General features: G+C 62.2%; 24 protein-coding genes. 8 read left to right on the forward strand and 16 right to left on the reverse strand.

Going from position 1 to position 20342, the window contains the following annotated elements:
• The first annotated feature begins 113 nt into the window (after nt 1-113).
• Entirely contained in the window at nt 114-683 is a 570-nt protein-coding gene (locus tag ACMUVN_RS29005) for a TetR family transcriptional regulator (protein WP_063476662.1), read from the forward strand.
• On the opposite strand, the gene ACMUVN_RS29010 is transcribed toward ACMUVN_RS29005, so the two are convergent.
• From ACMUVN_RS29010 to ACMUVN_RS29025, 4 genes are all read right to left on the reverse strand, one after another.
• Nucleotides 680-1303, reverse strand: coding sequence for an exopolysaccharide biosynthesis protein (locus ACMUVN_RS29010; protein WP_063476710.1), 624 nt, complete (start codon nt 1301-1303; stop codon nt 680-682). The two genes, ACMUVN_RS29005 and ACMUVN_RS29010, sit on opposite strands and share 4 nt — an antisense overlap.
• Before the next feature lie 25 nt (nt 1304-1328).
• Nucleotides 1329-1631: a hypothetical protein gene (locus ACMUVN_RS29015; protein WP_127430384.1), complete on the reverse strand. Its 303-nt coding sequence runs from the start codon at nt 1629-1631 to the stop codon at nt 1329-1331.
• Between the two features lie 44 nt (nt 1632-1675).
• The gene (locus ACMUVN_RS29020) at nt 1676-2659 is read right to left on the reverse strand and encodes a TerC family protein (RefSeq protein WP_127430385.1); all 984 of its coding nucleotides are present in this window, start codon (nt 2657-2659) and stop codon (nt 1676-1678) included.
• A 222-nt stretch (nt 2660-2881) separates the two neighbouring features.
• On the reverse strand, nt 2882-3358 hold the full coding sequence (locus tag ACMUVN_RS29025) for a YcgN family cysteine cluster protein (RefSeq protein WP_048338360.1): 477 nt from the start codon (nt 3356-3358) through the stop codon (nt 2882-2884).
• A gap of 204 nt (nt 3359-3562) precedes the next feature.
• On the opposite strand from ACMUVN_RS29025, the gene ACMUVN_RS29030 reads away from it, so the two are divergent.
• From ACMUVN_RS29030 to ACMUVN_RS29040, 3 genes are all read left to right on the forward strand, one after another.
• Nucleotides 3563-5749, forward strand: coding sequence for a transglycosylase domain-containing protein (locus tag ACMUVN_RS29030; RefSeq protein ID WP_063476661.1), 2187 nt, complete (start codon nt 3563-3565; stop codon nt 5747-5749).
• 178 nt (nt 5750-5927) lie between these two features.
• Nucleotides 5928-6515 (forward strand): DUF1214 domain-containing protein, encoded by a 588-nt coding sequence (locus ACMUVN_RS29035; protein WP_048338358.1) that lies wholly within the window; start codon nt 5928-5930, stop codon nt 6513-6515.
• Nucleotides 6508-7056 carry a membrane protein gene (locus ACMUVN_RS29040; RefSeq protein WP_047614314.1) on the forward strand — a complete coding sequence of 183 codons (549 nt, stop codon included), beginning with the start codon at nt 6508-6510 and terminating at the stop codon, nt 7054-7056. Before ACMUVN_RS29035 ends, ACMUVN_RS29040 begins: the two co-directional genes overlap by 8 nt.
• Nucleotides 7057-7070: 14 nt before the next feature.
• Here the strand turns inward: ACMUVN_RS29040 and ACMUVN_RS29045 are convergent, their stop codons facing one another.
• On the reverse strand, nt 7071-7238 hold the full coding sequence (locus ACMUVN_RS29045; RefSeq protein ID WP_003546657.1) for a hypothetical protein: 168 nt from the start codon (nt 7236-7238) through the stop codon (nt 7071-7073).
• A 542-nt stretch (nt 7239-7780) separates the two neighbouring features.
• Between ACMUVN_RS29045 and ACMUVN_RS29050 the strand changes: the two genes are divergently transcribed.
• Nucleotides 7781-7987 carry a hypothetical protein gene (locus tag ACMUVN_RS29050; RefSeq protein WP_063476709.1) on the forward strand — a complete coding sequence of 69 codons (207 nt, stop codon included), beginning with the start codon at nt 7781-7783 and terminating at the stop codon, nt 7985-7987.
• 248 nt (nt 7988-8235) lie between these two features.
• Entirely contained in the window at nt 8236-9285 is a 1050-nt protein-coding gene (locus ACMUVN_RS29055; protein ID WP_414815817.1) for a DUF2336 domain-containing protein, read from the forward strand.
• 19 nt (nt 9286-9304) lie between these two features.
• Here ACMUVN_RS29055 and ACMUVN_RS29060 read toward each other — a convergent pair whose 3' ends face one another.
• The 4 genes from ACMUVN_RS29060 to ACMUVN_RS29075 form a co-directional block, all read right to left on the reverse strand.
• A complete protein-coding gene (locus ACMUVN_RS29060; protein ID WP_414815818.1) occupies nt 9305-9649 on the reverse strand; it encodes a DUF1491 family protein in 345 nt (114 codons plus the stop codon).
• A gap of 79 nt (nt 9650-9728) precedes the next feature.
• Nucleotides 9729-11177 carry a methyl-accepting chemotaxis protein gene (locus ACMUVN_RS29065; RefSeq protein ID WP_414815819.1) on the reverse strand — a complete coding sequence of 483 codons (1449 nt, stop codon included), beginning with the start codon at nt 11175-11177 and terminating at the stop codon, nt 9729-9731.
• 121 nt (nt 11178-11298) lie between these two features.
• The gene (locus ACMUVN_RS29070; protein ID WP_097542704.1) at nt 11299-12219 is read right to left on the reverse strand and encodes a peptidoglycan-binding protein; all 921 of its coding nucleotides are present in this window, start codon (nt 12217-12219) and stop codon (nt 11299-11301) included.
• Nucleotides 12191-13732, reverse strand: coding sequence for a sensor histidine kinase (locus ACMUVN_RS29075; RefSeq protein ID WP_048338354.1), 1542 nt, complete (start codon nt 13730-13732; stop codon nt 12191-12193). The genes ACMUVN_RS29070 and ACMUVN_RS29075 overlap by 29 nt, the downstream gene beginning before the upstream one ends.
• Before the next feature lie 450 nt (nt 13733-14182).
• On the opposite strand from ACMUVN_RS29075, the gene ACMUVN_RS29080 reads away from it, so the two are divergent.
• Nucleotides 14183-14677 carry a DUF5330 domain-containing protein gene (locus ACMUVN_RS29080; RefSeq protein WP_028757572.1) on the forward strand — a complete coding sequence of 165 codons (495 nt, stop codon included), beginning with the start codon at nt 14183-14185 and terminating at the stop codon, nt 14675-14677.
• 359 nt (nt 14678-15036) lie between these two features.
• A complete protein-coding gene (locus ACMUVN_RS29085; protein WP_028757571.1) occupies nt 15037-15459 on the forward strand; it encodes a SufE family protein in 423 nt (140 codons plus the stop codon).
• A gap of 437 nt (nt 15460-15896) precedes the next feature.
• On the opposite strand, the gene ACMUVN_RS29090 is transcribed toward ACMUVN_RS29085, so the two are convergent.
• From ACMUVN_RS29090 to ACMUVN_RS29120, 7 genes are all read right to left on the reverse strand, one after another.
• Complete coding sequence (locus ACMUVN_RS29090) at nt 15897-16328, reverse strand: MucR family transcriptional regulator (protein WP_003557810.1); 432 nt, start codon at nt 16326-16328, stop codon at nt 15897-15899.
• 440 nt (nt 16329-16768) lie between these two features.
• Nucleotides 16769-17101 (reverse strand): monovalent cation/H(+) antiporter subunit G, encoded by a 333-nt coding sequence (gene mnhG, locus ACMUVN_RS29095; protein WP_168333876.1) that lies wholly within the window; start codon nt 17099-17101, stop codon nt 16769-16771.
• Nucleotides 17098-17451, reverse strand: coding sequence for a cation:proton antiporter (locus ACMUVN_RS29100; protein WP_414815820.1), 354 nt, complete (start codon nt 17449-17451; stop codon nt 17098-17100). The genes mnhG and ACMUVN_RS29100 overlap by 4 nt, the downstream gene beginning before the upstream one ends.
• Complete coding sequence (locus ACMUVN_RS29105; RefSeq protein ID WP_414815821.1) at nt 17448-17924, reverse strand: Na+/H+ antiporter subunit E; 477 nt, start codon at nt 17922-17924, stop codon at nt 17448-17450. The genes ACMUVN_RS29100 and ACMUVN_RS29105 overlap by 4 nt, the downstream gene beginning before the upstream one ends.
• A complete protein-coding gene (locus ACMUVN_RS29110) occupies nt 17921-19477 on the reverse strand; it encodes a Na+/H+ antiporter subunit D (protein WP_414815822.1) in 1557 nt (518 codons plus the stop codon). Before ACMUVN_RS29110 ends, ACMUVN_RS29105 begins: the two co-directional genes overlap by 4 nt.
• A gap of 67 nt (nt 19478-19544) precedes the next feature.
• Nucleotides 19545-19922, reverse strand: a complete 378-nt coding sequence (locus ACMUVN_RS29115; RefSeq protein WP_063476651.1) for a Na+/H+ antiporter subunit C — start codon at nt 19920-19922, stop codon at nt 19545-19547.
• Complete coding sequence (locus tag ACMUVN_RS29120) at nt 19922-20341, reverse strand: Na(+)/H(+) antiporter subunit B (protein ID WP_028757652.1); 420 nt, start codon at nt 20339-20341, stop codon at nt 19922-19924. Before ACMUVN_RS29120 ends, ACMUVN_RS29115 begins: the two co-directional genes overlap by 1 nt.
• Nucleotide 20342 lies beyond the last annotated feature (1 nt).

A 20342-nucleotide genomic window follows, 5' to 3' on the forward strand; every position in this document is an offset into this window, starting at 1 on the left:
CCTCCACGCTAAAACGGCTCTCACGCCGAAATGGAAAGCGCCCCGGGTTTCCGGGGTTGGTTGTATATAAACGAATGATCGTTTACATTCAACATGAATGCGAGAGGAATTTCATGCCGCGCCGCCGCACAGTTTCCGATGAACAGCTTCTCGCCATGGTGCTTGCGCTGATCCAGGCACAGGGGCCGGATGCGGCGACCTTTGCGGCGGTGGCGAAAGCAAGCGGCCTTTCCGGCTCGACGCTGGTGCAGCGTTTCGCAACGAAGGCGGCGATGCTGCGCGCAGCATTGCTTTATGCCTGGGACAGGCTTGACGCGGAAACGGCGCGACTTGCCGGGACCGTGCCGAAAACCCCGGACGGCGCCGTCGCGTTGCTCGTCGGCCTGTCGCAGGACTACGGGGACGATGCCGCCGCCTATGGCGAAGGACTGCTGGTGCTTCGCGAGGATTTCCGCGATCCGGTGCTGCGCGCCCGGGGTGCTGCCTGGGGAACAGCGCTGATGGCTGATATCGCGCAATGTTTCGGATCGGCGAAGGCGCCGGAGACGATCGCCCGGCTGATGCTGTCGCAATGGCAGGGTTCGCTGCTCTGGTGGGGTTTTGGCGCCGAAGGGCCGGTGGCTGCCTATGTCGAGACCGAGTTGCGGCGTTTCCTCGGCGCGGTACCTGTCCATTCAGCCTAGGAGGCCGTGAAGATCATCGCCTTGATAAAATAAAGCAAGGCGGCGGTCGCGACGATCGTCGCCGATGTGAGCAGCAGTCCGATCAGGGTGACGAGACCATCCCGCTCCATCAGGGCAACGGCGAGCACCACCAGCGACAACACCGGCAGAATATTGCCGAAGGGGATCGGCAGCGCGATCACGACGGCGAGCAGAAAGACAGGAATGCCGAGAAGCGCCTGTACCGTTCGGCCGGTGAGGGCCTGCAGCCGGCCGGCGCGCACGAGCTTTTCCACCCGGGCGATCACAGGGACCGCGTGACCCACGATAAGATCAAGCGCCACGGACGAAACCCGGCGATCCCTGATGATAGCGGGCAACCAGACCTTCCGGCCACCCGCGACGATCTGGAGGGAGACCAGCGCAAGCGCGGTGCCGAAAACCATTCCGAACGGCCCGGGGATCGGGGTTAGAGCCGGGATTGCCAGGAACAGGATGGTGAAGGCGATGCTGGTCGGGCCCATCGCCTCCAGAGCCTCGCCGATGGAGAGTCCGCCTTTCGCCCGGGCGAGTTCCAGCATCTCCCGAAGCCGCGCGGTGGCCACACCGCGCGGTCGTCTATTTCCGTCGTGATCAATCACACGGTCCATTTTCAGCTGGTCGCGGTCACGCACCCTCGCCGGCTCCCTTCAGGGCGCTGGCAAGGGCTGCGCATTGTGGGTCGCTGCCGTCGAGAAGTTCTGCCGGCGCAGTATAGCCGATCGCTATGCTGACGACTGTGGCCGCCGCCCAGCCGTAGTCGCCGGCGGCGCGCTCGATGAGCTGCGGCCCCTGGGATGCCAGGCAGGCCTGGGACTGGCGGACGATCTCCACGGGAAGCCGGGCGCGCTCAGCCTGCTCCTGTATCTCAGCCTGCAGCGGACCGACGACGAGGAGGGCAAAAATCCAGCCGATGAAATTCGAAATCATATCCGGTTCCTTCCTTTGTTAGCGTTTGCGTGTGCAGAGCCCGCTCAGGCGGGCTGCTGCGGATCCCGCGTCTTCAGAAGGCTCCAGACCACGCCGGCGGCGATGATCGTGAAAGTGATGCTGAGCGAGAGCGCGGCCGGGAATTTTTCCAGGCCCAGCAGATCGGCGAGGAAGATCTTCGAGCCGATGAAGATCAGCACGATGGCAAGCGCGGGCTTCAGATAGCGGAAGCGATGAATCATCGCCGCCAGCGCGAAATAGAGGGCGCGAAGGCCGAGAATCGCGAAGATGTTCGAGGTGTAGACGATGAACGGATCGGTGGTGATCGCGAAGATCGCAGGCACCGAATCCACGGCGAAGATGACGTCTGCCACTTCGACCATCACGAGCGCCATGAAGAGCGGAGTGATGAACCAGGTCATCCCTCCCGTTTTGGGGTTTGCCTTTCTGACGAAGAACCGCTCGCCGTGATGTTCGTCGGTGACGTTAAAGCGGCTGCGCATGAAGCGGACGAGGACGTTCTTCGAGACATCAGGCTCGGCCTCCTTGACGAACAGCATCTTGATGCCGGTGACGATCAGGAACGCGGCAAAGATATAGAGAAGCCAGGCGAATTCGGCGACCAGCGTGGCGCCGACGCCGATCATGATGGCGCGCAACAGGATGACGCCCAGAATGCCCCAGAAGAGCACCCGGTGCTGGTAGATGCGCGGCACGGCAAAGAAGGAGAAGATCAGGGCAATGACGAAGACATTGTCGAGGGCCAACGTCTTTTCGACGACGAAGCCGGTCAGATAGGCAAGGCCCGCCTCGGATCCGAGATACCACCATACCCAACCACCGAAGGCGAGGCCGAGCGCGATATAGAGGGCGGAAAGCCTGACGCTTTCGCCGACGCCGATTTCCTTGTTCTGCTTATGAAGAATACCGAGATCGAACGACAGAATGGCGATGACGAGGGCGAAAAAGCTCGACCACATCCAGAGCGGCGTTCCCAGCCACTCGACGAACAAAAAAGAGAGATTCAAGGATAGTCCCCTGTCGGCACTGGTTGTCGGAGAAGAGGTCCGACATCGCAAGAGTGCCGAAGCTCTCGCCAGAGGGGCCCGGACCAGCGGGTCGCACCGCAAGTGGGGTCTCACTTTTCAATAATCAAGCAGCGGCCGGCGCCAATTTTATATCTCGCACGGGAGGCGGCAGTGCGAATGCGTCACTCGCCCCGCAACAGAAAGCCGGGAGCGCCGGCCGCCTCAGGCTTCCTCATCGTCCTTTACCTCACCCACGGTCAGCGGCCAGTCGACGACGTAGTCCTCGAGATCGTCGATATCGATCTCGTTTTCGCTGATCGTGCGGCCTCGCGCGGAAATGCCGGCGGCATGAACGGTTTCCGGGTCACCGGAGACGAGCGGGTGCCACCAGTAGAGGTCATGGCCTTCATTGACCAGCCGGTAGCCGCAGGTGGGCGGCAGCCAGGCGATATCGGGCACGTTCTCCTTGGTCAGCTGCACACAATCCGGCACGAAGTCCCAGCGGTTCTCATAGCTGGAGCAGCGACAGCTTTCGCCGTCGAGCAGCTTGCAGCTCACCGAGGTGAAATAGATATCGCCGCTGTCCCATTCCTCGATCTTGTTGAGACAACAGAGGCCGCAGCCATCGCAGAGGCTTTCCCACTCGGCGACGGTCATTTCGGCCAGCGTCTTGCTCTTCCAGAAGGGCAGATCGTTCATCGTTCGTTTCTTGCAACAGCGGCCCGCAAATTCGCGTGACCCTCATGCATCTCTCTTGTTATCAGCCGCAAAATCAATCAATTCTTCAATATACTCCTGGTACTCGGAGAATTCTCTCCTGGTATCGGAGAGCTTTGCGGCCATATGCGGGCCTTGCGCTTTCGTCGGAGATGACCGAAGCACGATCAGGCGGGAATACAGGACGTGCAGGATCCGGACAACCCAGAAAACGGGCCAGACAACGAGCCCGGAAAAGTGGCGAACGGGGCGGCGGACAAGCGGCCTAGGAAGAGCCGTCACATCCTGTTGCGCATCGATTCCTGGATCGATTCGACCGTCTGGAACGCCGGCTTCCGCGCCGCCGAGATCTGGGAAGACATCACCATCTTCTTCCGCCGCTTCCGCGTGCGCGGCTGGAAGCGCATGGTCTTCGAACTTGCCGGCGAAGGGCTGACGCTCGGAGCGGCCGGCTCGGTGCTGATGCTGCTGCTCGCCCAGCCCGCCTTCGAGGCGACCAAGGAGGACTGGCGCAATCGCGGCGATTTCGCTGTCACCTTCACCGACCGCTACGGCAACGTCATCGGCCATCGCGGCGTCATCCACCAGAATTCCGTGCCGATCGACGAGCTGCCGGATTCGCTGATCAAATCGGTGATCGCCACCGAGGACCGGCGCTTCTTCGACCATTTCGGCATCGATTTCATCGGCCTCTTCCGGGCCATGAGCGAGAATGCGCGCGCCGGCGAAGTCGTCCAGGGCGGCTCGACGCTGACCCAGCAGCTCGCCAAGAACCTGTTCCTGTCTAACGAACGCTCGATCGACCGCAAGGTCACCGAGGCCTTCCTGGCGCTGTGGCTCGAGGCGAACCTTTCCAAGAAGGAAATCCTCTCCACCTATCTCGACCGGGCCTATATGGGCGGCGGTACGTTTGGCGCCGCCGCGGCGGCACAGTTCTATTTCGGCAAAAACATCACCGATGTGAACCTTGCCGAATCCGCCATGCTTGCCGGCCTGTTCAAGGCGCCGGCGAAATATGCGCCGCATGTCAACCTGCCGGCAGCGCGTGCCCGCGCCAACGAAGTGCTGACCAATCTGGTGCAGAGCGGACTGATGACCGAAGGCCAGGTGATCGCCGCCCGGCGCAATCCGGCGACCGTCGTCGACCGCAACGAAGTGGAATCGCCTGACTTCTTCCTCGACTGGGCTTTCGACGAGGTGCAGCGGCTTTCACCGCGTTTCCACCAGCATTCGCTGATCGTGCGCACGACGATCGACATGGGCATCCAGCAGGCGGCCGAGGATTCGGTCGAAACGTCGCTGCGCGAATATGGCGAGGCCTATCACGCCAAGCAGGGTGCCATGGTGATGATCGAAAACGGCGGCGCCGTGCGCGCCATGGTCGGCGGCCGGGATTATGGCGAGAGCCAGTTCAACCGCGCCACCAGGGCACTGCGCCAGCCGGGCTCCTCCTTCAAGGTCTACACCTATTCGGTGGCGATGGAGAGCGGGATGACGCCGCAGACGACGATCGTCGACGCGCCGATCTCCTGGGGCAATTGGAGCCCGCATAATTATGCCAACCGCTATGCCGGCCGCATCACGCTCGAGACCGCGATCGCCCAGTCGATCAACACCGTGCCGGTGCGGCTCGCCAAGGAAAAACTCGGCATTCAGCCGATCCGGGCGATGGCGAAGAACCTCGGCGTCGAAACGCCGATCCGCGACGACGTCACCATCCCGATCGGCACCTCCGAGGTGACGGTGCTCGACCAGGCGACGGCCTATGCCACCTTCCCGGCCGGCGGCTACCAGTCGCGCCGCCACGGCATCACCCAGATCCTCGATTACGACGGCGACGTGCTCTATGATTTCGACCGCGACGAGCCGGCGCCGAAACGTGTGCTCTCGGAACAGGCCGACGCCTATATGAACCAGATGCTGTCGCGCGTTCCCTATGTCGGCACGGCGCGCAAGGCAGCCCTCGACAACGGCATTGTGACCGCCGGCAAGACCGGTACGACCCAGGCCTATCGCGACGCCTGGTTCGTCGGCTACACCGGCAACTACACCTGCGCCGTCTGGTTCGGCAATGACGACTATACCTCGACCAACGAGATGACCGGCGGCTCGCTGCCGGCGATGACCTTCAAGCGCGCTATGGACTATGCCCATCAGGGTGTGACGCTGCGCGCCATTCCCGGCATCGAAAACCCCCTGCCCTCGGAAAAGGACCTCGCCAAAACCGCCGCCGCCAAGCCGCAGGACGGTTTGCCGCAGCTAATCCGGCCGCGCATGCTCTCGGTTCAATCGACCGACATCCTCAAGAAGCTCGGCGAGAAGCTGAAGAATGCCGCTCCGCTCGCGCCTGCGAAGGTGGCGAGCGCGGAGTAGTTGGCGGCATCACGCGCGGATTCAGAAATCCTCGACCCGGCAGATCTTCGGTGCCTGCCCCTCATCCGGCTGCCGCCACCAACCGGGGATCAATCGGCGCCTATGTCGCGGCGCGCCATTCCACCCCGCCAGAATCAGTGGTAACCCTTTCATCCGATATGGTTTCCAAGGTCTTGACGTGTTTCGATTCCCCCTCTTTATCGCGATCACGCTGATCGTCGCCTTCGGCGGCGGGATCATGATTTCGCTTTATGCGCTGGATGCGACGCAGGGTTTCGGGGCGATCAAGCTCGGCGCCTGGGAGGCGTTTCCGGCGCTGCAGACGGTCGAAGCCGACCCTTACGCCAAGTCGCACCGGGCGCGCGCCGGCAAGCTGCTCTATGGCAGCGCCGAGGGCCTGACCTTTACGGCGAGCGTCGACGACGAGGGCGGCCGGCTGAATGCCAACTGCCGCTACCGCATCAGCGGGCAGACGCCGCCTGCCCGGCTCTGGACCCTCTTTACCGCCGACAATGGCGGCAATCCGGCGGCGGTGAAGACCGGGCATCCCTCGGCGCTGAATTCCTGGACGGTGCTGCGCCAGCCGGACAGCAGCTTCTCGATCGAGATCGCAGCCGTCGCGCAACCGGGCAACTGGCTGGCCTTGCCGGAAGCCGGCACCTTCCGGCTGGTGCTGACGCTGTTCGACACCCCGACCGCCGGCAGCTCCGGCGTGATCGACCTCGCCATGCCGAAGCTCACCAAGACCGGATGCGGCAATGCTTAGGATATTCTTCGCTATCCTCACCGGTCTTTTCGGCGCAGCCCTGCTGCATCTGGTCATCATCCTGTCGCTGCCGCATTTCACCGGCAGGGATGCGGCGACCCGTGTGGAGGCGGAGGGCGACCTCAACAATTTCTATCTGCTCGCCGACCGGTATGACGAGGCCGGCCTTGCCAATGGCGACCCCTTCGTGCGCACCGCTGTCTGCTCCTTCGACATCGAAGATGGGCCGGTGCATTTCACCGCCAAGGGCAATGTGCCCTTCTGGTCGATCGCGATCTATGACAGCGCCTCCAATGAGGTCTTCAGCATGAACGACAGGACGTCGGTCGGCGGGGCGCTCGATGTGCTGGCCGGCGGTCCGATCCAGTTGACGGACCTGCGCAAGAACCTGCCGCAGGAATTGCAGCAGGCGATCCTGGTGGAAATGGCACGGCCGGACGGCTATGCCGTGCTGCGGACGCTGGCGCCGCAGGCGAGCTTTAATGAGGCCGCGCGCAACTTTCTCACGGAAGCCGGCTGCGAGCAATTCACCGCTCGCTGAGGTTGAACAAGCGGTTACTTCTTGTTGACGCGCGGCGCGGGCGCCGGACGATGTTTCGGGCTCTCGGCCAAGCGCTCGTAGCGAACGCCGGTGAACCAGAGGATCTTGGCTTCGCGGGGCTCTTTGTCCGGACGACGCGGCGCCCGCGGCCGCCGATCCGCCAATGCGACTACTATTGCCATTCTCGTCTCCATGCACTGCCCGAGACGGATGAACTTGCGATGGATTTCACCCTGCCCGCCAATGTGCGGGCCGGCGCGTCCTGCGGAACCGGGATGACCGGACCGAGGGCATTCGCGCCTTTCCCACGGCACCTGATTGAAATACCGTGATGCGGAGTTTCAACGATCCAAACACTCAAATCGCGTCGTTCCTATCCGAATTGAGACAGATGACAGTTAACAGTTTACTAATATTCGGCGGATGCCAAACACAGTTCACCTCACTTCCTCTGTAACGCGCGAAGAGTTGATTTGGTTTCACGCCGCCCACGGAAAGACCGGGTTGGAGATCGACGCGTAAAATTAGAAACAATTCATATAGTTGACATTGAGGCGGCAAGCTTACACGCGCGGAAAAAGGCGGTGTTGCAAAAATGCTTCATGAAAATATTTAATTGCGAGCGACTGAGATGCGCGTATTGTTGCTCTCATCGATCATACGTTTCCGGGCCCCGATCGATCGCGGATCATCCACGCTCTTGCCGGAATGCGGAGTGCAAGCGGTGTCTTTGCTGGTGAATTCTTCTTTCTCGCCTGATGATCTCGACGTGCTGCGCAGTGCGCTCGACGACTGGTGCGCGGAACGGCGCATCGACATCAGAAGCGTCGAGGCGCAGTTTGCGGCATCCACCGCACTCGACCTCTATCAAGCCGGTTACGACAGCCGCGAAAAGCTGCTGCACGCGCTGCGCGATCACAGGATCGCCTGAACTTTTCCGCAATCACAGCGGCGATACGCAGGCGGCCCAACGCCCTTTCAAACCGCGCGTTCTGATATTGCCGGCCAACCGTGCCGCGACACGCGTTGCGTGTATATTTCTGTTACATTTTAATAAAATCTTCAGCATGCATTAACCGTACCGGTGTAGGATTTATTCATAACCGTATGGCCCGACATGCGTTCCGCCAGCGCATATCGGCCTGTGGTCCCCTTATTCTGCGTTTTCGGGGTATTGTTGTGCGTGACCGGTTTCGAGACCTAGAAGGCCCCTTGGCCGTCAGGAAAAAGGACGTGGTATTGATGGCGACTGTCAGCAGTTTTGAGAACCTGTCGCATCCGACACGGTCCGAACTGCGCCAATTTGCCGAGCTTTTCATGCCGCTGTTCCAAGCCTCCTCCGACGAGGCCAAGCGCCAGGCGGTCGCAGCCCTGTCCCAATGCGAGAACATGCCGGCCGCCGTGGCGCTGTTCATCGGCAATCAGCCGATCGAGATCGCCGCCCCTTTTCTTGCCGCCTCAAAGGCAATTGCCGACGATACGCTGATCACCATCGCGCGCATGCAGGGTGCTGCGCATGTCAAGGCGATCGTCAACCGCGATTCACTCTCGCCGAAGGTCATCGATGCGCTGGTGGCGCTGCGCCAGACCCAGCCGCGATCGGCCGCCGCCTCGGCGCCGATCACGGAATCGCCGGCAGTCCCGCTTTCGCCGACGCCCACCGAAACCAATGAGGCGGATGCGCTGGAGGAACAGCGGGTGGCCAACGAAGAGGCGTTGCGCGAGCGCCTTCTCGGGCTTGCCGGTCATCTCGGCCGTGCCGACGAGGACAGGCTCGGCCTGCGCACGCTCACCGACATTCAGGAGGCGTTGCTGGTGCGCTTCGCCCGCTCCCGCGAGGCGGCGCATTTCGCAACAGCCCTTGCCGATGCGCTGTCGGCCAGCCGCTGGCTTGCCGAGCGCATCATGCTTGATCTTTCCGGCCAACAGCTCGCCACGACGCTGACCAGCCTCGGCATGGGTTTTCTTGATGCCGTCTTCGTGCTCGAAAGGCTCTTTCCGCATCTTGCCGAACAGCAGCACAACGTCACACGCGGCTGGATGGTGCTCGATGCACTTGATCCGGAAGAATGCCACGACCGTGTGGACGCCTGGCGGCGCGCCGATCGCTACACCTATAAGCCGGAGGCGCCGAATGTGACGCCCCCTCAGGAAACGCCGAACCACCGCTTCATCCGCCAGACGCCGCCGCAACGCGACATGCGCGTCATGGGACGGCGGTATCGCTGAGCCGACGAGGGGGCGGCTGTCAGCCGTCCTTGGCAAGCGGGATCACGTCTGCCAATTCCTCCGCCTCCAGCTCGACGATCCAGAGATCGGGATCGAACCTGCGTTCACGCTCCAGCATGGCGCGCACCGCTTCCGGCTCGGCTCGCAACAGGCGGATCTCGAACAGCCGGTCGCCGGCCTGGCCTTCGTCGAAGGCGGTCTGCGGCGCCGGCGCATAGAGCGTTTCCAGGCCGTCGCGAAAATGCTGGCGGATGAAGATCGCACCCGCCTCCTCCGCCCCCTTTTTCTCGACGGCGGCAAAATCGCCGCTAGCGAAGACGCGACGCAGGAGGGCGGAAACGAAGATGTCGGCGCGTAATCTCATCGGCGCGGTATAGACCGGCGCGCCGGCGGCGGCAATGCAGGGTCAGTGTTTGACCCATGGAGTCAGGGTTTGACGAGGGTCAGACTTTGACTGCGAGCCGCAATCCACCCCAATGCCGTCCGCGGACGGTGATCGGAGCGGAGATATCCTTCATCATCACGAAATTGCCGCCGCCCATGTCACGCCGATAGGTCTGGACGAGGAAGGGCGCGGTGCTGCGGCCGGCGGCAAGGCCGACGCGATCGGCAAAAATACGGCGATTGCGGCAATTGGCGGTGTTCCAGACGACGTCGCCGGGGCGCTGCGGCTGCGAGAATTTGCGGTTGTGGGTCGGCAGATAGCCGTTCTCGTCGATTGCCGCGCAGAAGGCGATACGCTCGTCCGAAGCTGCCGCGGGTTCCTGGATCGGTGGCAGCAGGCGATCGGTGAGTTCCGTGAAGGCGGCCATCACCTGGGCCGGATCCGAGCCCGGTATCGGCCGATAACGCCGGTCGAACAGAGCATCGAGCCCGATCTGTCCCTCGGCAACGGCGCGTTCGAAGGCGGCGGAAATCTGCCTCGCCACCGACTGCGCCTCCTCGATCCAATGGCTGTCGGCGGTCTTGACGCCGGCGCTCGCCGTCAGCTGGATCAGGGTTTCCGAGAGGCCGACGACGCTGTCGACGCGTTTTGCCGCCTGCTGCAACCTGACATTCGAACCGGCGACCTCGGCCGACATCTCGCCGAGTTTCCCGACGAAGCCGGCGCATTGCAGATCGACAGCCTCAGTGGTGTTGGCCATGACAGTCGAACTGTCGAGGATGCGGGTGATGACATGTTCCATGCTTTCGAAGACCCCGCGCATCGCCTCCGACTTGTCGCGCACACCGGCCGCACTGTCGCGCGCATCGCTGCCGACGGCCGACAGCCGGTCGATCTTCACACGCAGTTCGTCGAGCGTCTGCTGGATGGAGCCGGTCGCCTTCGATGTCTGCAGCGACAGCGCCCGGACCTCGGCGGCAACGACCGCAAAACCCTTGCCGGCATCGCCGGCGCGCGCCGCCTCGATCGCGGCGTTCAGCGCCAGCAGGTTGGTCTGGCGGGCGATGGTACTGATCTCCTCGGCGATGTTGTCGACATCGGCAAGCGACTTGGAGAAGCCGGCGATCTCAGTGCCGATCTCGTTCGAGGACTGAACCATGTGGCCGATCTCGGCGACCGAGCCCGTCAGACGGTCGGCCGATTCCTTCAACATGTGACGAGCCTCTGCCGCCGTGCGGTCGGTTTCGCGCAACGATACGGCGACCGAGCGGTTGGTCTCGGCGATCGAAAGCGCGGTACGGGTGACATCATCGAAGGCGGAGGCATGCCGAGCCGACATTCCCGCCATATCCTGTATGGCGCCGGCGATATCGACGAGATCGATGCCAAGGGTGGAAGCCTCTTCGGCAAGGCGCAGCAGGATATGGCGCAACGCCTCGGGATCAGGGCCTTCCGCTTCGACCGCCGGTTCTCCGGCCAGATCGTCTATCGCCTTCAGCGCATGCATGCCGACGCTCCCCCGCCTCAATCAGAAAAGCTTCAGGCAACATGGTTAACAAGTTGCAAACAGCGGCCGCACCTTAGACTTAGGTTGTAGAGAGAAGGCCCACTCGGTAACTGCGGAGCCGCTAGATCGCGCCAATTTCCTTGAGCTTCTTCAGCACCGCCTCGGTCGGCTCACCGTTTTCGGGCAGGTTGTAGTGCTTCTGGAAATGCCGGATGGCTGCGCGGGTCTGCTCGCCGGCGACGCCGTCGACGCCGACATTGGCATAGGCCATGTTGGAAAGGCCCTTTTGGATCTTCAGTACCAGATCGACATTGGTGAGTCCGCCAGAGGGAACCTGCTTTGCGGCCGATGGAGACGTTTTGACCGTCTTTTCGGCGCTGCGGATCGCGGCTGCCACCGGGTCTTCCGCCGCCGCCTTCGAGCTCACATCCTCGGCCGGCTTTTCGGCGGGCACGGTCGAAGGGCCTGATGCATCGGTCTTCAGCGCCGCCAGCACCTCCGGCGTCGGATCGCCGGTCTGGGCCATGCCGACGGTCTCCTCGAAGAAGAGGATGGCTGCACTGGTGCGCGGACCGATGATGCCGTCGGGGGTGCCGTTATAGAGGCCGCGGCGCACCAGCTGCTGCTGGATCTCCATGACGAGCTGGCTCGGCTGCTGACCGGGTGCCGCCGGCGCTGGCGTCGCGTTGGTGGTGGCGGCATCCTCCGGCCGTTCGATCCGGAAGGTGGTGACGTCGCCCTGTTGCTCCTCGGCCAGGCGGCGGGCGCCGAGCACGGCTGGAGATTGGGGATCGCGGGTGCGGAAGATCGGGTGCGGATGCAGACCCGGCTGATACCAGAGCGCATTGGCGGCGACGAAGGAGAAGATAACGACGAAGGTGATCGTGCCACCGGCGACCGACGGATTGCGGCCGATGACGCCGCCGAGCGCGGATGCGCCCTGCAGGCTGAGCCCGCCGAGGGCGGCGGCGCCTGACATCAGTAGGCCCGGCTGCTGCCGTCCCCTTTTTCCCTTAGGCGATTTTCGCTTGCGCGCGGCCATCGAAGCGCCCCTCTTCCAGTTCTGCACCTGTATTGACCGCGCCCTTCAGCCGCGGCGGAAACTCGACAGTCGCACCATGGCCGGCGTCTTCGGCGTGTTTGGCGCCCGAGCCGTCCACCGCGATCTCGATGGTGATAATCGTGCCTTCGCCCGGCTGGCTGGCGATGGCGAAATGTCCGCCATGCAGCGCCACCAGTCCCTTGACCAGGGAAAGGCCGAGGCCGGAGCCTTCGAACCGCCGGGTATAGTCGTTCTGGATCTGGACGAAGGGCTGGCCGAGCGAGGCCAGCTTGTCGGCCGGGATGCCGATGCCGGTATCGCTGACCGTCAGCTTGAGGATGCCGTCGCGCGCCGCCGCATCGACCGAGACGACGCCGCCGGCCTCGGTGAACTTTATGGCATTGCCGACGAGATTGATGAGGATCTGCTGGATGGCGCGCTGATCGGCGACGATTTCGCCGAGGCCGCGCTGGATACGGCTGGTCAGCGTGAGGCCTTTGGTCTTGGCCTGCAATGCCAGCATCGATTCGCAAGATTTGACGGAGCTCGAAATATCGAAGGCTTCGAGGATCAGCTCATAGCGACCGGCTTCGATCTTGCTCATGTCGAGCATGGTGTTGACGACGGACAGCAAATGCGCGCCGGATTCGCGAACCAGACCGACATATTCGCGCTGGCGGTCGTTTTCGAACTTGCCGAAATATTCGCCGATCAGGATATCGGAAAAACCGAGAATGGCGTTCAGCGGCGTGCGCAGCTCATGGCTGACGGCGGCGAGGAAGCGCGATTTGGCGTCGTTTGCCGATTCGGCATCGGCCGCGCGGTTCTGGGCTTCGTCACGCAGCTGCTGCTCGACGGAGACATCGCGCAGCTGGGCAATGATGGCGGCAAGTTCGCCGTCGGCATCGCGCCGGGCCGTCATGTCCATTCTAAGATAAGCGAACTGGCGCTGATCGCGCGAGACCGAGGGCCGATCGAGGCGCAGATCGACGCTTGCCGCATCCTCGCCCCGGCGCATGTCATCGAGCGCCTGCAGGAAAAGAATGCGGTCGGAGACATGCACCTGCTCCAGAAAGCCCCTGCCCTTGGGATCGCGCATCCAGGCGAGGAAATCGCGCCGGTCGCGGCCGCCGACGGTCGCCACACTGCCGTGCGGGTCGAGGAAGAAGACGAGGCCGGGAGTGGCGGCAAGGAAGAAATCCTCGGCCGACTGCGTGGCGATACCGGCAGACGAACCCTGACGGGCGAGCGCGATGCTGCCGACGGCGGAAAAGAGAAAGGCGGCGCAGACCATGGCGACACCGGCCGGCAGCGCGACAGCCGGACTGGTGACCGCCGAAAGACCGATGGGCGCGGCGACAAGAGCGACCGACGAGAACAGCACGAGGCGGCGCAGGATCGCGAGCTCGCGTTGACGCACGGCTTCACCGCCCCCGGTCCGGGAGAGCCAGCTTGTCGCTGCCCGGTCTACGAGGGCCGTCACCCAGCCGCCAATGTTACTCAATACACGCACGCAATACCCGCCCAAAAGGCTGTCTATCGATCCGGACAATAGGCCTTGGCGACTTAAAGAAAGGATAAGGCAAAAGCGCAGTTCACAGCCTGAAACGACCGAATTTCCCGTTTTGAGGCATCTGGAAGCGTCTTTGCCTTTTGTGGTTAATAGCAGGTAAGCGACGGATTTTCCTCATATTTCAGCATTGCGTTAACTCCTGTGGCAAGGCGAGCCGGCAAAAGCCCTGCAATTGCAAGGAGGTCCTGCCCTGATGCTTAACGCCGATCGCTCGCATTCGACTAAAATGTCCCTCAAATGCCGTTCGCTAAAATTTGAACTAAATTTGCCGCAAATGCGCGTGAGTTTCGAAAAGCGGCATTCGCAACTTGGCGGTAGGGTGAAAACACACCGGACAACCGGCCTGATTCGGCGACAAGAACCGGACGGGAAACAGGATGGGCAACGACAATGTGGTTTCTGATCAAAGGATCCTTCTGGTTTGGCCTTGTGCTCGTGCTTCTCTCCGTCTTCAGCACGGAGAGTTCCGACAAGTTCGCCAGCGGCCCGCAATTGCAGCTTTCTGACGCCTTCACCGCGGCCAGCGGCGCCTATGACTATCTCACCGGCATGTGCTCGGAAAAACCCGAGGTCTGCGCCAAGGGCGGCGAAACCCTCACCGCACTCGGTTACCGGGCCCGCGAGGGCGCCCGCGTCGCCTATGAACTTCTCGACAGCCAGTTCAAGGACGAGGCGCCGGCGACCGCTAAGCTTGGCGAACCGCAGACGCCGGTCGCACTCAACATGCCTTCGCTGGCAGCACCCACCATCCAGGAAAAGGTGCGCGAGGCAAAGGCCGCGCTCAACCAGCCGATGCCTTACCGCCCGCCCGTCGAGGATGATGCCGCAGCCGAGACGGTGGTAACGGGCGCGATTCCGCTGCCGACGCCAAAGCCGGCGATCTGACGAAATTTCGCGGGCACCCGCCCGCAGTGCCTTTCGGTTTTACAGCTTGCATCGGTGGTCCGCATGACGCGGAGATGCCCCATGCCTGACGTGCCTGCCCTGTTTAATTCAGCATGTTGCTGCGTCGTGAGGATGCCCATCCCTCACGGCGTTTTTTCTATTGTTTGCGCAATTCCTGGCCAAACCGCTTCGCGCTTTGCCTGGGAAAACCGCTTCACACTTTTCCTGGAATTGCTTTAGTGGTTCAAAACTGCCGGTCTTTCACCTATATGCACATCTAGAGCATTTCCTCACGCATTCCGGACGCAAAACCGCTGCGCACTTTTGCTGGAACTGCTTTAACAGTGAAAGGCTTCTCCATGGCATCCCTCGACCAGATCATCGACGACTTCGCTTTCCTGGACGATTGGGAAGACCGCTACCGCTATGTCATCGAACTCGGCAAGGCGCTGCCCGACCTGGCCGAGGAGAAGCGCACCTCCGAGAACAAGGTGATGGGCTGCGCCAGCCAGGTCTGGCTGGTGACGCATACGACAGGCGATCCCGACAACCCGGTCATGAGTTTCGAGGGTGATTCCGACGCCCATATCGTGCGCGGTCTCGTCGCCATCGTGCTGGCCACCTATTCCGGCAAGCCGGCATCGGAAATTGCCGGGCTCGATGCCTTCGAGATTTTCTCGAAGATTGGCCTGGTGGAGAACCTGTCATCGCAGCGCTCGAACGGACTGCGCTCGATGGTGAACCGGATCCGCGAAGAGGCGAAAGTCCGCGTCGCGGCTTGAACGCGATCATGGCCGATCGGCTTTGAAGCAAACAGGCGGTGGATTCGCAAGCGCCCGCTCTGGTGAATCCAGTATATTCACACTTTCTCATAGTATAGGAATACATTCTAAGTCCGCCGGCAAAGCATAAGACGGGATCGCGCACGCTCTCTGGACATCCGCACGAATCATTTGCGCAAGCTCGAAATACTGGAAAGATTATTTTCCTCGCCTTGAAACGGCACACAAAAACATGAGACCAGCCCCTCACTCTAACCTACCGGGTTCGAGCCACAGGGTATCGACCCATCCTTCGGCCCCCGTAAACGGGGCGAAGGTGATGCCGCGCCTGCGCGAACCGGACAGCAACGGCATGACGCCGTGTCGAGAGCGAAGTTCCACAAATTGAAAAGCCGGGCACTAGGCCCGGCTCTTGTCGTCGACGCTTTCGAAAAAGCTCAGCCGCGGCCGCGCTTGCGGCGCTGACCCAGGCCCATTTCCTTTGCCAGGCGCGAACGCGCTTCGGCATAGGCGGGCGCTACCATCGGGTAATCGGTCGGCAGGTCCCACTTCTCGCGGTATTCTTCCGGCGAGAGGCTGTGATGCGTCATCAGGTGACGCTTGAGGGACTTGAAGTTGCCGCCGCATTCCAAACACGTGATCTGCTCGTCCTGTACGGACTTGCGGACAGAAACTGCAGGCTTCTGCTTTTCGACGATCGCCGCAGCAGGCTGCGGAACGGACGTGTTGCTCAGTGCCGAATGCACGTCGGAAATCAGATTGGCCAAGTCGCTGACCGGTACAACATGGTTGCTGACATAAGCCGCGACGATGTCGGCCGTCAGTTCCACAAGCAGCTCCGGCGCATTGCCGGTCGCTATATCCGTCATATTCTTTCTCCTGTTAGCATGCTCAAACGGTCTTTGACTGACACGTCAAAGACCCGCCTCGTAGAAGCGAACAGCAAAAGTACAGGAAGCGACCTTCTGTTTCGAAAAACGCGAAATCCACCCCTAGATTCCGAAGACCGATACCTATTCTTATACTGCCTGACTGGAAACCACTACGTCATGCTCCACGCGACGGCCTCAGTTTAGACATTAAAAATCAAAACTGAGGGACTTGGAAGCAGTACGATTGCAATTCACAATCAGAACTCTACTTGCATTTTCAAATACCATCGTTTGGCCAAAAGGCCAATTATTATTTGTCGTTTTTCTTGAGAAAAAATGACAGATGAAGAATTGAAGGGCTTTCCGGCAAGCTTTACTCACAGCTTCCTGTGCATAAGTTTTGCATAAATCTGGTAAAGTCGCCAAACAGCACAGGCTCAGCGATCCGGCATATCGTCACGAACCGAGAGTGCAGCCAGATCATATCCCGAATGATGGGCAGCTCTGGCAAGCAGATGGGCAGACACCGGCGCCGTCAGCAGGAAGAAGACGAAGCCGGCAATGGCGCGGGCGAGAATCGCCAGATCTTGCGAATAGAGGCCGGCGGCAAGCAGCAGCAGGCCTGAGCCGACCGTACCGGCCTTCGAGGCCGAGTGCATGCGCATGTAGAGATCGGGCAATCTGATCAGGCCGATCGCCGCCGCCAGCGTAAAGAACGCCCCGGCAATCAGCAACGCAGCGGTGATCGCAGCCACGAGATAATCCATCATCGCGTCTTGCCCCCTGCCCGGCGCTTATTCCCGCCACCCTTTGCTGCAGCTGCGGAAGGCGGCGATTTGATGTTGCCGCGCGCCAGCACGAATCGGGCGAAGGCGACCGTCGCCAGGAAGCCGACGAGACCGAGCGAGATGGCGATATCGATATAGAGCGAAAAGCCGGTTTTGACCGCGATGACGGCGATGAAACCGATGGCGATGCCGGTCAGCATGTCGAGCGCCAGGATACGATCCGGCAATGTCGGCCCGGCGACGACGCGCCAGACCGTCAGAATCAGCGCCAGGCCGAGGATGACGAGTGCGGCCGAGGATGCGACCGCGACGATGGCGGCAGGTGTGATCACCGGAAGGCCTCCATGATCTTGCGTTCAAAACCGTTGGCGATGTCACGCTTGCTCGCCTCCGGATCGGAACAATCGAGCGCGTGGACATAAAGCGTGCGGCGATCTGTGGAGACGTCGACCGAAAGCGTGCCGGGCGTCAGGGTGATGAGGTTTGCGAGCAAGGTGATCTCGAAATCGCTCGTCACCGTCAAAGGGAAGGCGAAGATGCCGGGCTTCAGCTTCATATCGGGCGAGAGCACGGTGACCGTGACCTTCCAGGCCGACAGCGTCAATTCCTTCAGGAACAAAGCGGCGAGCGAGAGCAGCGGGCCGACGCGAGGGATATGCCCCCCCTTGCCGCCGAAAGAGTCGCGGATGACGACCAGCGCCAGGGCCCCAAGCAGGAAGCCGAAGACGAGATTGTGCAGCGAGGCGCTGCCGGTGACGGCGACCCAGGCAATGGCCAGCAGCAGGTTGAAGAGGAAGGCGATCACCGCGCGCCTCCCGGGAAGACCGAATGAAGATAGGCCCCTGGTTCGACAAGGCCGGCGGCCGCCGATTGCGACAGCGCCAGCAGCCGTTCCGGCAGGATGCCGAAGCCGATGACCAGCGCCGTCAGCGCGGCGAGCGGCAGGCCGGTGCGCCAGTTCGCCCTCGACGGAGCGAGCACCATCGCCGCCGGGCGCCAATAGACGAGCAGGAAGAGGCGGCCGAAGGCGATCGTCGTCAAAAAACCGCCGACGAGAATCGCCGCCGCCAGCCACCAGGCGCCGCTATCGAGCGAGGCCTTGACGAGCATGACTTTCGGCCAGAAGCCGGAAAAGGGCGGCAAGCCGCAGGCAGCCAGGAAGAGCACCAGGGAGAGCGCGGTGAAGCCGCCGCTTTGCCGGTAGAGCCCGCCGAGGGCTGACAGTGAAAAGCCGCCGCCGCGCCGGGCGATCTCGCCGGCGGCAAGATAAAGTGCGGTCATCAGCACCATGGAATGGAGCGCATAGAAGACCGCGCCGCTGATGCCGCCAAGGCCGCTGACGCCGCCGAGAGCGACGCCGGCGAGCATGTTGCCGATGCCCGATATGACGACATAGCCGAACAGCCTGCGGATATCGTTTTCGGCAAGAGCGCCGAGAGCGCCGACGACAATGGTAGCGGCGGCGGCGAGCGCGATCAGCGGACTCAGTTCCGCGCGTTCCACCGGCAGCAGCATGACGATCACCCGTATCAGCGCGTAGATGCCGACCTTGGTGAGCAGGCCGGCAAACAGCGCGGAGACCGCGATGCGCGGCGTATGATAGGCGGCGGGCAGCCAGAAATTCACCGGGAAGGCGGCCGCCTTCATACCGAAGGCGAGCAGGAAGAGGCTCGCCAGCGTCATCAGCGGTGCCGTGCCGCGCAAATCCCTCGCTCTTGCGGCGATATCGGCCATGTTGAGCGTGCCGAAGGCAGCATAGAGGATGCCGACGCCGATCAGGAACAGCGTCGTGGCGATGAGATTGAGCACCGCATATTTCAGCGCGCCGTCGATCTGTTCACGTTGGGAGCCGAGGATGATCAGCCCGAAGGAAGAGATCAGCAGCACCTCGAACCAGACATAGAGATTGAAGATATCGCCTGTGAGAAAGGCGCCGGTGACGCCGGCCATCAGCAGCATGAGCAGCGGGAAGAAGCCGTACCGCCGGCCGCTCTGACCGATATCGGCCAGCGCATAGATGCCGCCGGCGAGCGCCGCAAGAGCTGCTGTGAAGGTCATCAGCGCACCGAAGAGATCGACGGTGAAGGCGATGCCGAAGGGCGGCAGCCAGCGCCCCATGACCATGGTCAGCGGCCCTTCGGCTGCGACCTTGGCGAGCAGCGCCGCATCGATCAGCGCCAGGCCCGCAAGCCCTGATATGGCAAGCCAGGCCTGCACACGTGGATAGCCACGGAGCATCAGCAGAACCGCACCGAGCGTGATGCAATGGGCGACCGGCAGGATGGCGAGCCAATGGGCGAGCGGCGCCGGGGCGGCAATCAGGGCATCGGAGAGATCGACGGTGGTTGGGGCGGCCATCAGGTGACGCCTCCACTACCGCGAGAAAGGGTTTGCCATAGGGCAAGCATCCGCACCAGCATCCGCCTCAATACCCCAATGGCGGCAGCGGCCGGTCGTCGGGCTCGGCGGCGCGCATGTCGTTGGTGTCGTCGGTGCCGAGGTCCTGATAGGCGCGGTAGGTCAGCACCAGCAGGAAGGCGAGGAACGAGAAGGAGATGACGATCGCCGTCAGGATGAGGGCCTGCGGCAGCGGGTTGGCCGCGCCTGCGGGCAAGGTTTCGAGACCCGCCGGAATGATCGGCGGCACCCCGCGCGTCAGCCGGCCACCGGTGAAGAGCAGCAGGTTGACGGCATTGCCGAGGATGGCGATGCCGAGCACGATGCGGATCGAGAATTTCGACAGCAAGAGATAGATGGCGGCGGCGAAGAACAGGCCGACGAGGATCGAAAGAAGCGGCTCCATCATCCCACCTCCTTTTCTTCCAATGCCAGCGCGATCGAGGTGATGGCGCCGAGCACGACGAGATAGACGCCGACATCGAAGAGCATGACGCTCGACAGCGGCACCTCGAGACCGAAGAGGTTCGGATAGATCCAGAGGCCGGTCATGAAGGGAACGGCAAAAAGGATGGAGAGAAGGCCGGCCAGGGTCGACAGCAGCAGGCCGAAACCGGCAATCGACAGCGGATGGAAGAACAGCGCCCGGCGAACGGCGGCAACGCCGCTGGCAATGCCGTAGATCGCCAGTCCCGAGGCGGCGATCAGCCCGCCGATGAAGCCGCCGCCCGGCTCGTTGTGGCCGCGCAACAGCACGAAGACGGAAAACAGCAGCATCAGCGCGGTGAGGAACGGGGCGACGGTGCGGAAGATCAGGGTGTTCATC

Source organism: Rhizobium sp. IY2 (assembly GCF_047532935.1).
GTDB classification, from domain to species: Bacteria; Pseudomonadota; Alphaproteobacteria; order Rhizobiales; family Rhizobiaceae; genus Rhizobium; species Rhizobium anhuiense.

Bases quoted from the DNA above. Each gene is read 5' to 3' on its own strand.
- ACMUVN_RS29060 (WP_414815818.1), bottom strand. From the start codon at position 9,649: ATGAGATTACGCGCCGACATCTTCGTTTCCGCCCTCCTGCGTCGCGTC.
- ACMUVN_RS29115 (WP_063476651.1), bottom strand. From the start codon at position 19,922: ATGGAGCCGCTTCTTTCGATCCTCGTCGGCCTGTTCTTCGCCGCCGCC.
- ACMUVN_RS29120 (WP_028757652.1), bottom strand. From the start codon at position 20,341: ATGAACACCCTGATCTTCCGCACCGTCGCCCCGTTCCTCACCGCGCTG.
- ACMUVN_RS29005 (WP_063476662.1), top strand. From the start codon at position 114: ATGCCGCGCCGCCGCACAGTTTCCGATGAACAGCTTCTCGCCATGGTG.
- ACMUVN_RS29090 (WP_003557810.1), bottom strand. From the start codon at position 16,328: ATGACGGATATAGCGACCGGCAATGCGCCGGAGCTGCTTGTGGAACTG.
- ACMUVN_RS29015 (WP_127430384.1), bottom strand. From the start codon at position 1,631: ATGATTTCGAATTTCATCGGCTGGATTTTTGCCCTCCTCGTCGTCGGT.
- ACMUVN_RS29045 (WP_003546657.1), bottom strand. From the start codon at position 7,238: ATGGCAATAGTAGTCGCATTGGCGGATCGGCGGCCGCGGGCGCCGCGT.
- ACMUVN_RS29085 (WP_028757571.1), top strand. From the start codon at position 15,037: ATGGCATCCCTCGACCAGATCATCGACGACTTCGCTTTCCTGGACGAT.
- ACMUVN_RS29080 (WP_028757572.1), top strand. From the start codon at position 14,183: ATGTGGTTTCTGATCAAAGGATCCTTCTGGTTTGGCCTTGTGCTCGTG.
- ACMUVN_RS29065 (WP_414815819.1), bottom strand. From the start codon at position 11,177: ATGCATGCGCTGAAGGCGATAGACGATCTGGCCGGAGAACCGGCGGTC.
- mnhG (WP_168333876.1), bottom strand. From the start codon at position 17,101: ATGATGGATTATCTCGTGGCTGCGATCACCGCTGCGTTGCTGATTGCC.
- ACMUVN_RS29070 (WP_097542704.1), bottom strand. From the start codon at position 12,219: ATGGCCGCGCGCAAGCGAAAATCGCCTAAGGGAAAAAGGGGACGGCAG.
- ACMUVN_RS29025 (WP_048338360.1), bottom strand. From the start codon at position 3,358: ATGAACGATCTGCCCTTCTGGAAGAGCAAGACGCTGGCCGAAATGACC.
- ACMUVN_RS29040 (WP_047614314.1), top strand. From the start codon at position 6,508: ATGCTTAGGATATTCTTCGCTATCCTCACCGGTCTTTTCGGCGCAGCC.
- ACMUVN_RS29110 (WP_414815822.1), bottom strand. From the start codon at position 19,477: ATGGCCGCCCCAACCACCGTCGATCTCTCCGATGCCCTGATTGCCGCC.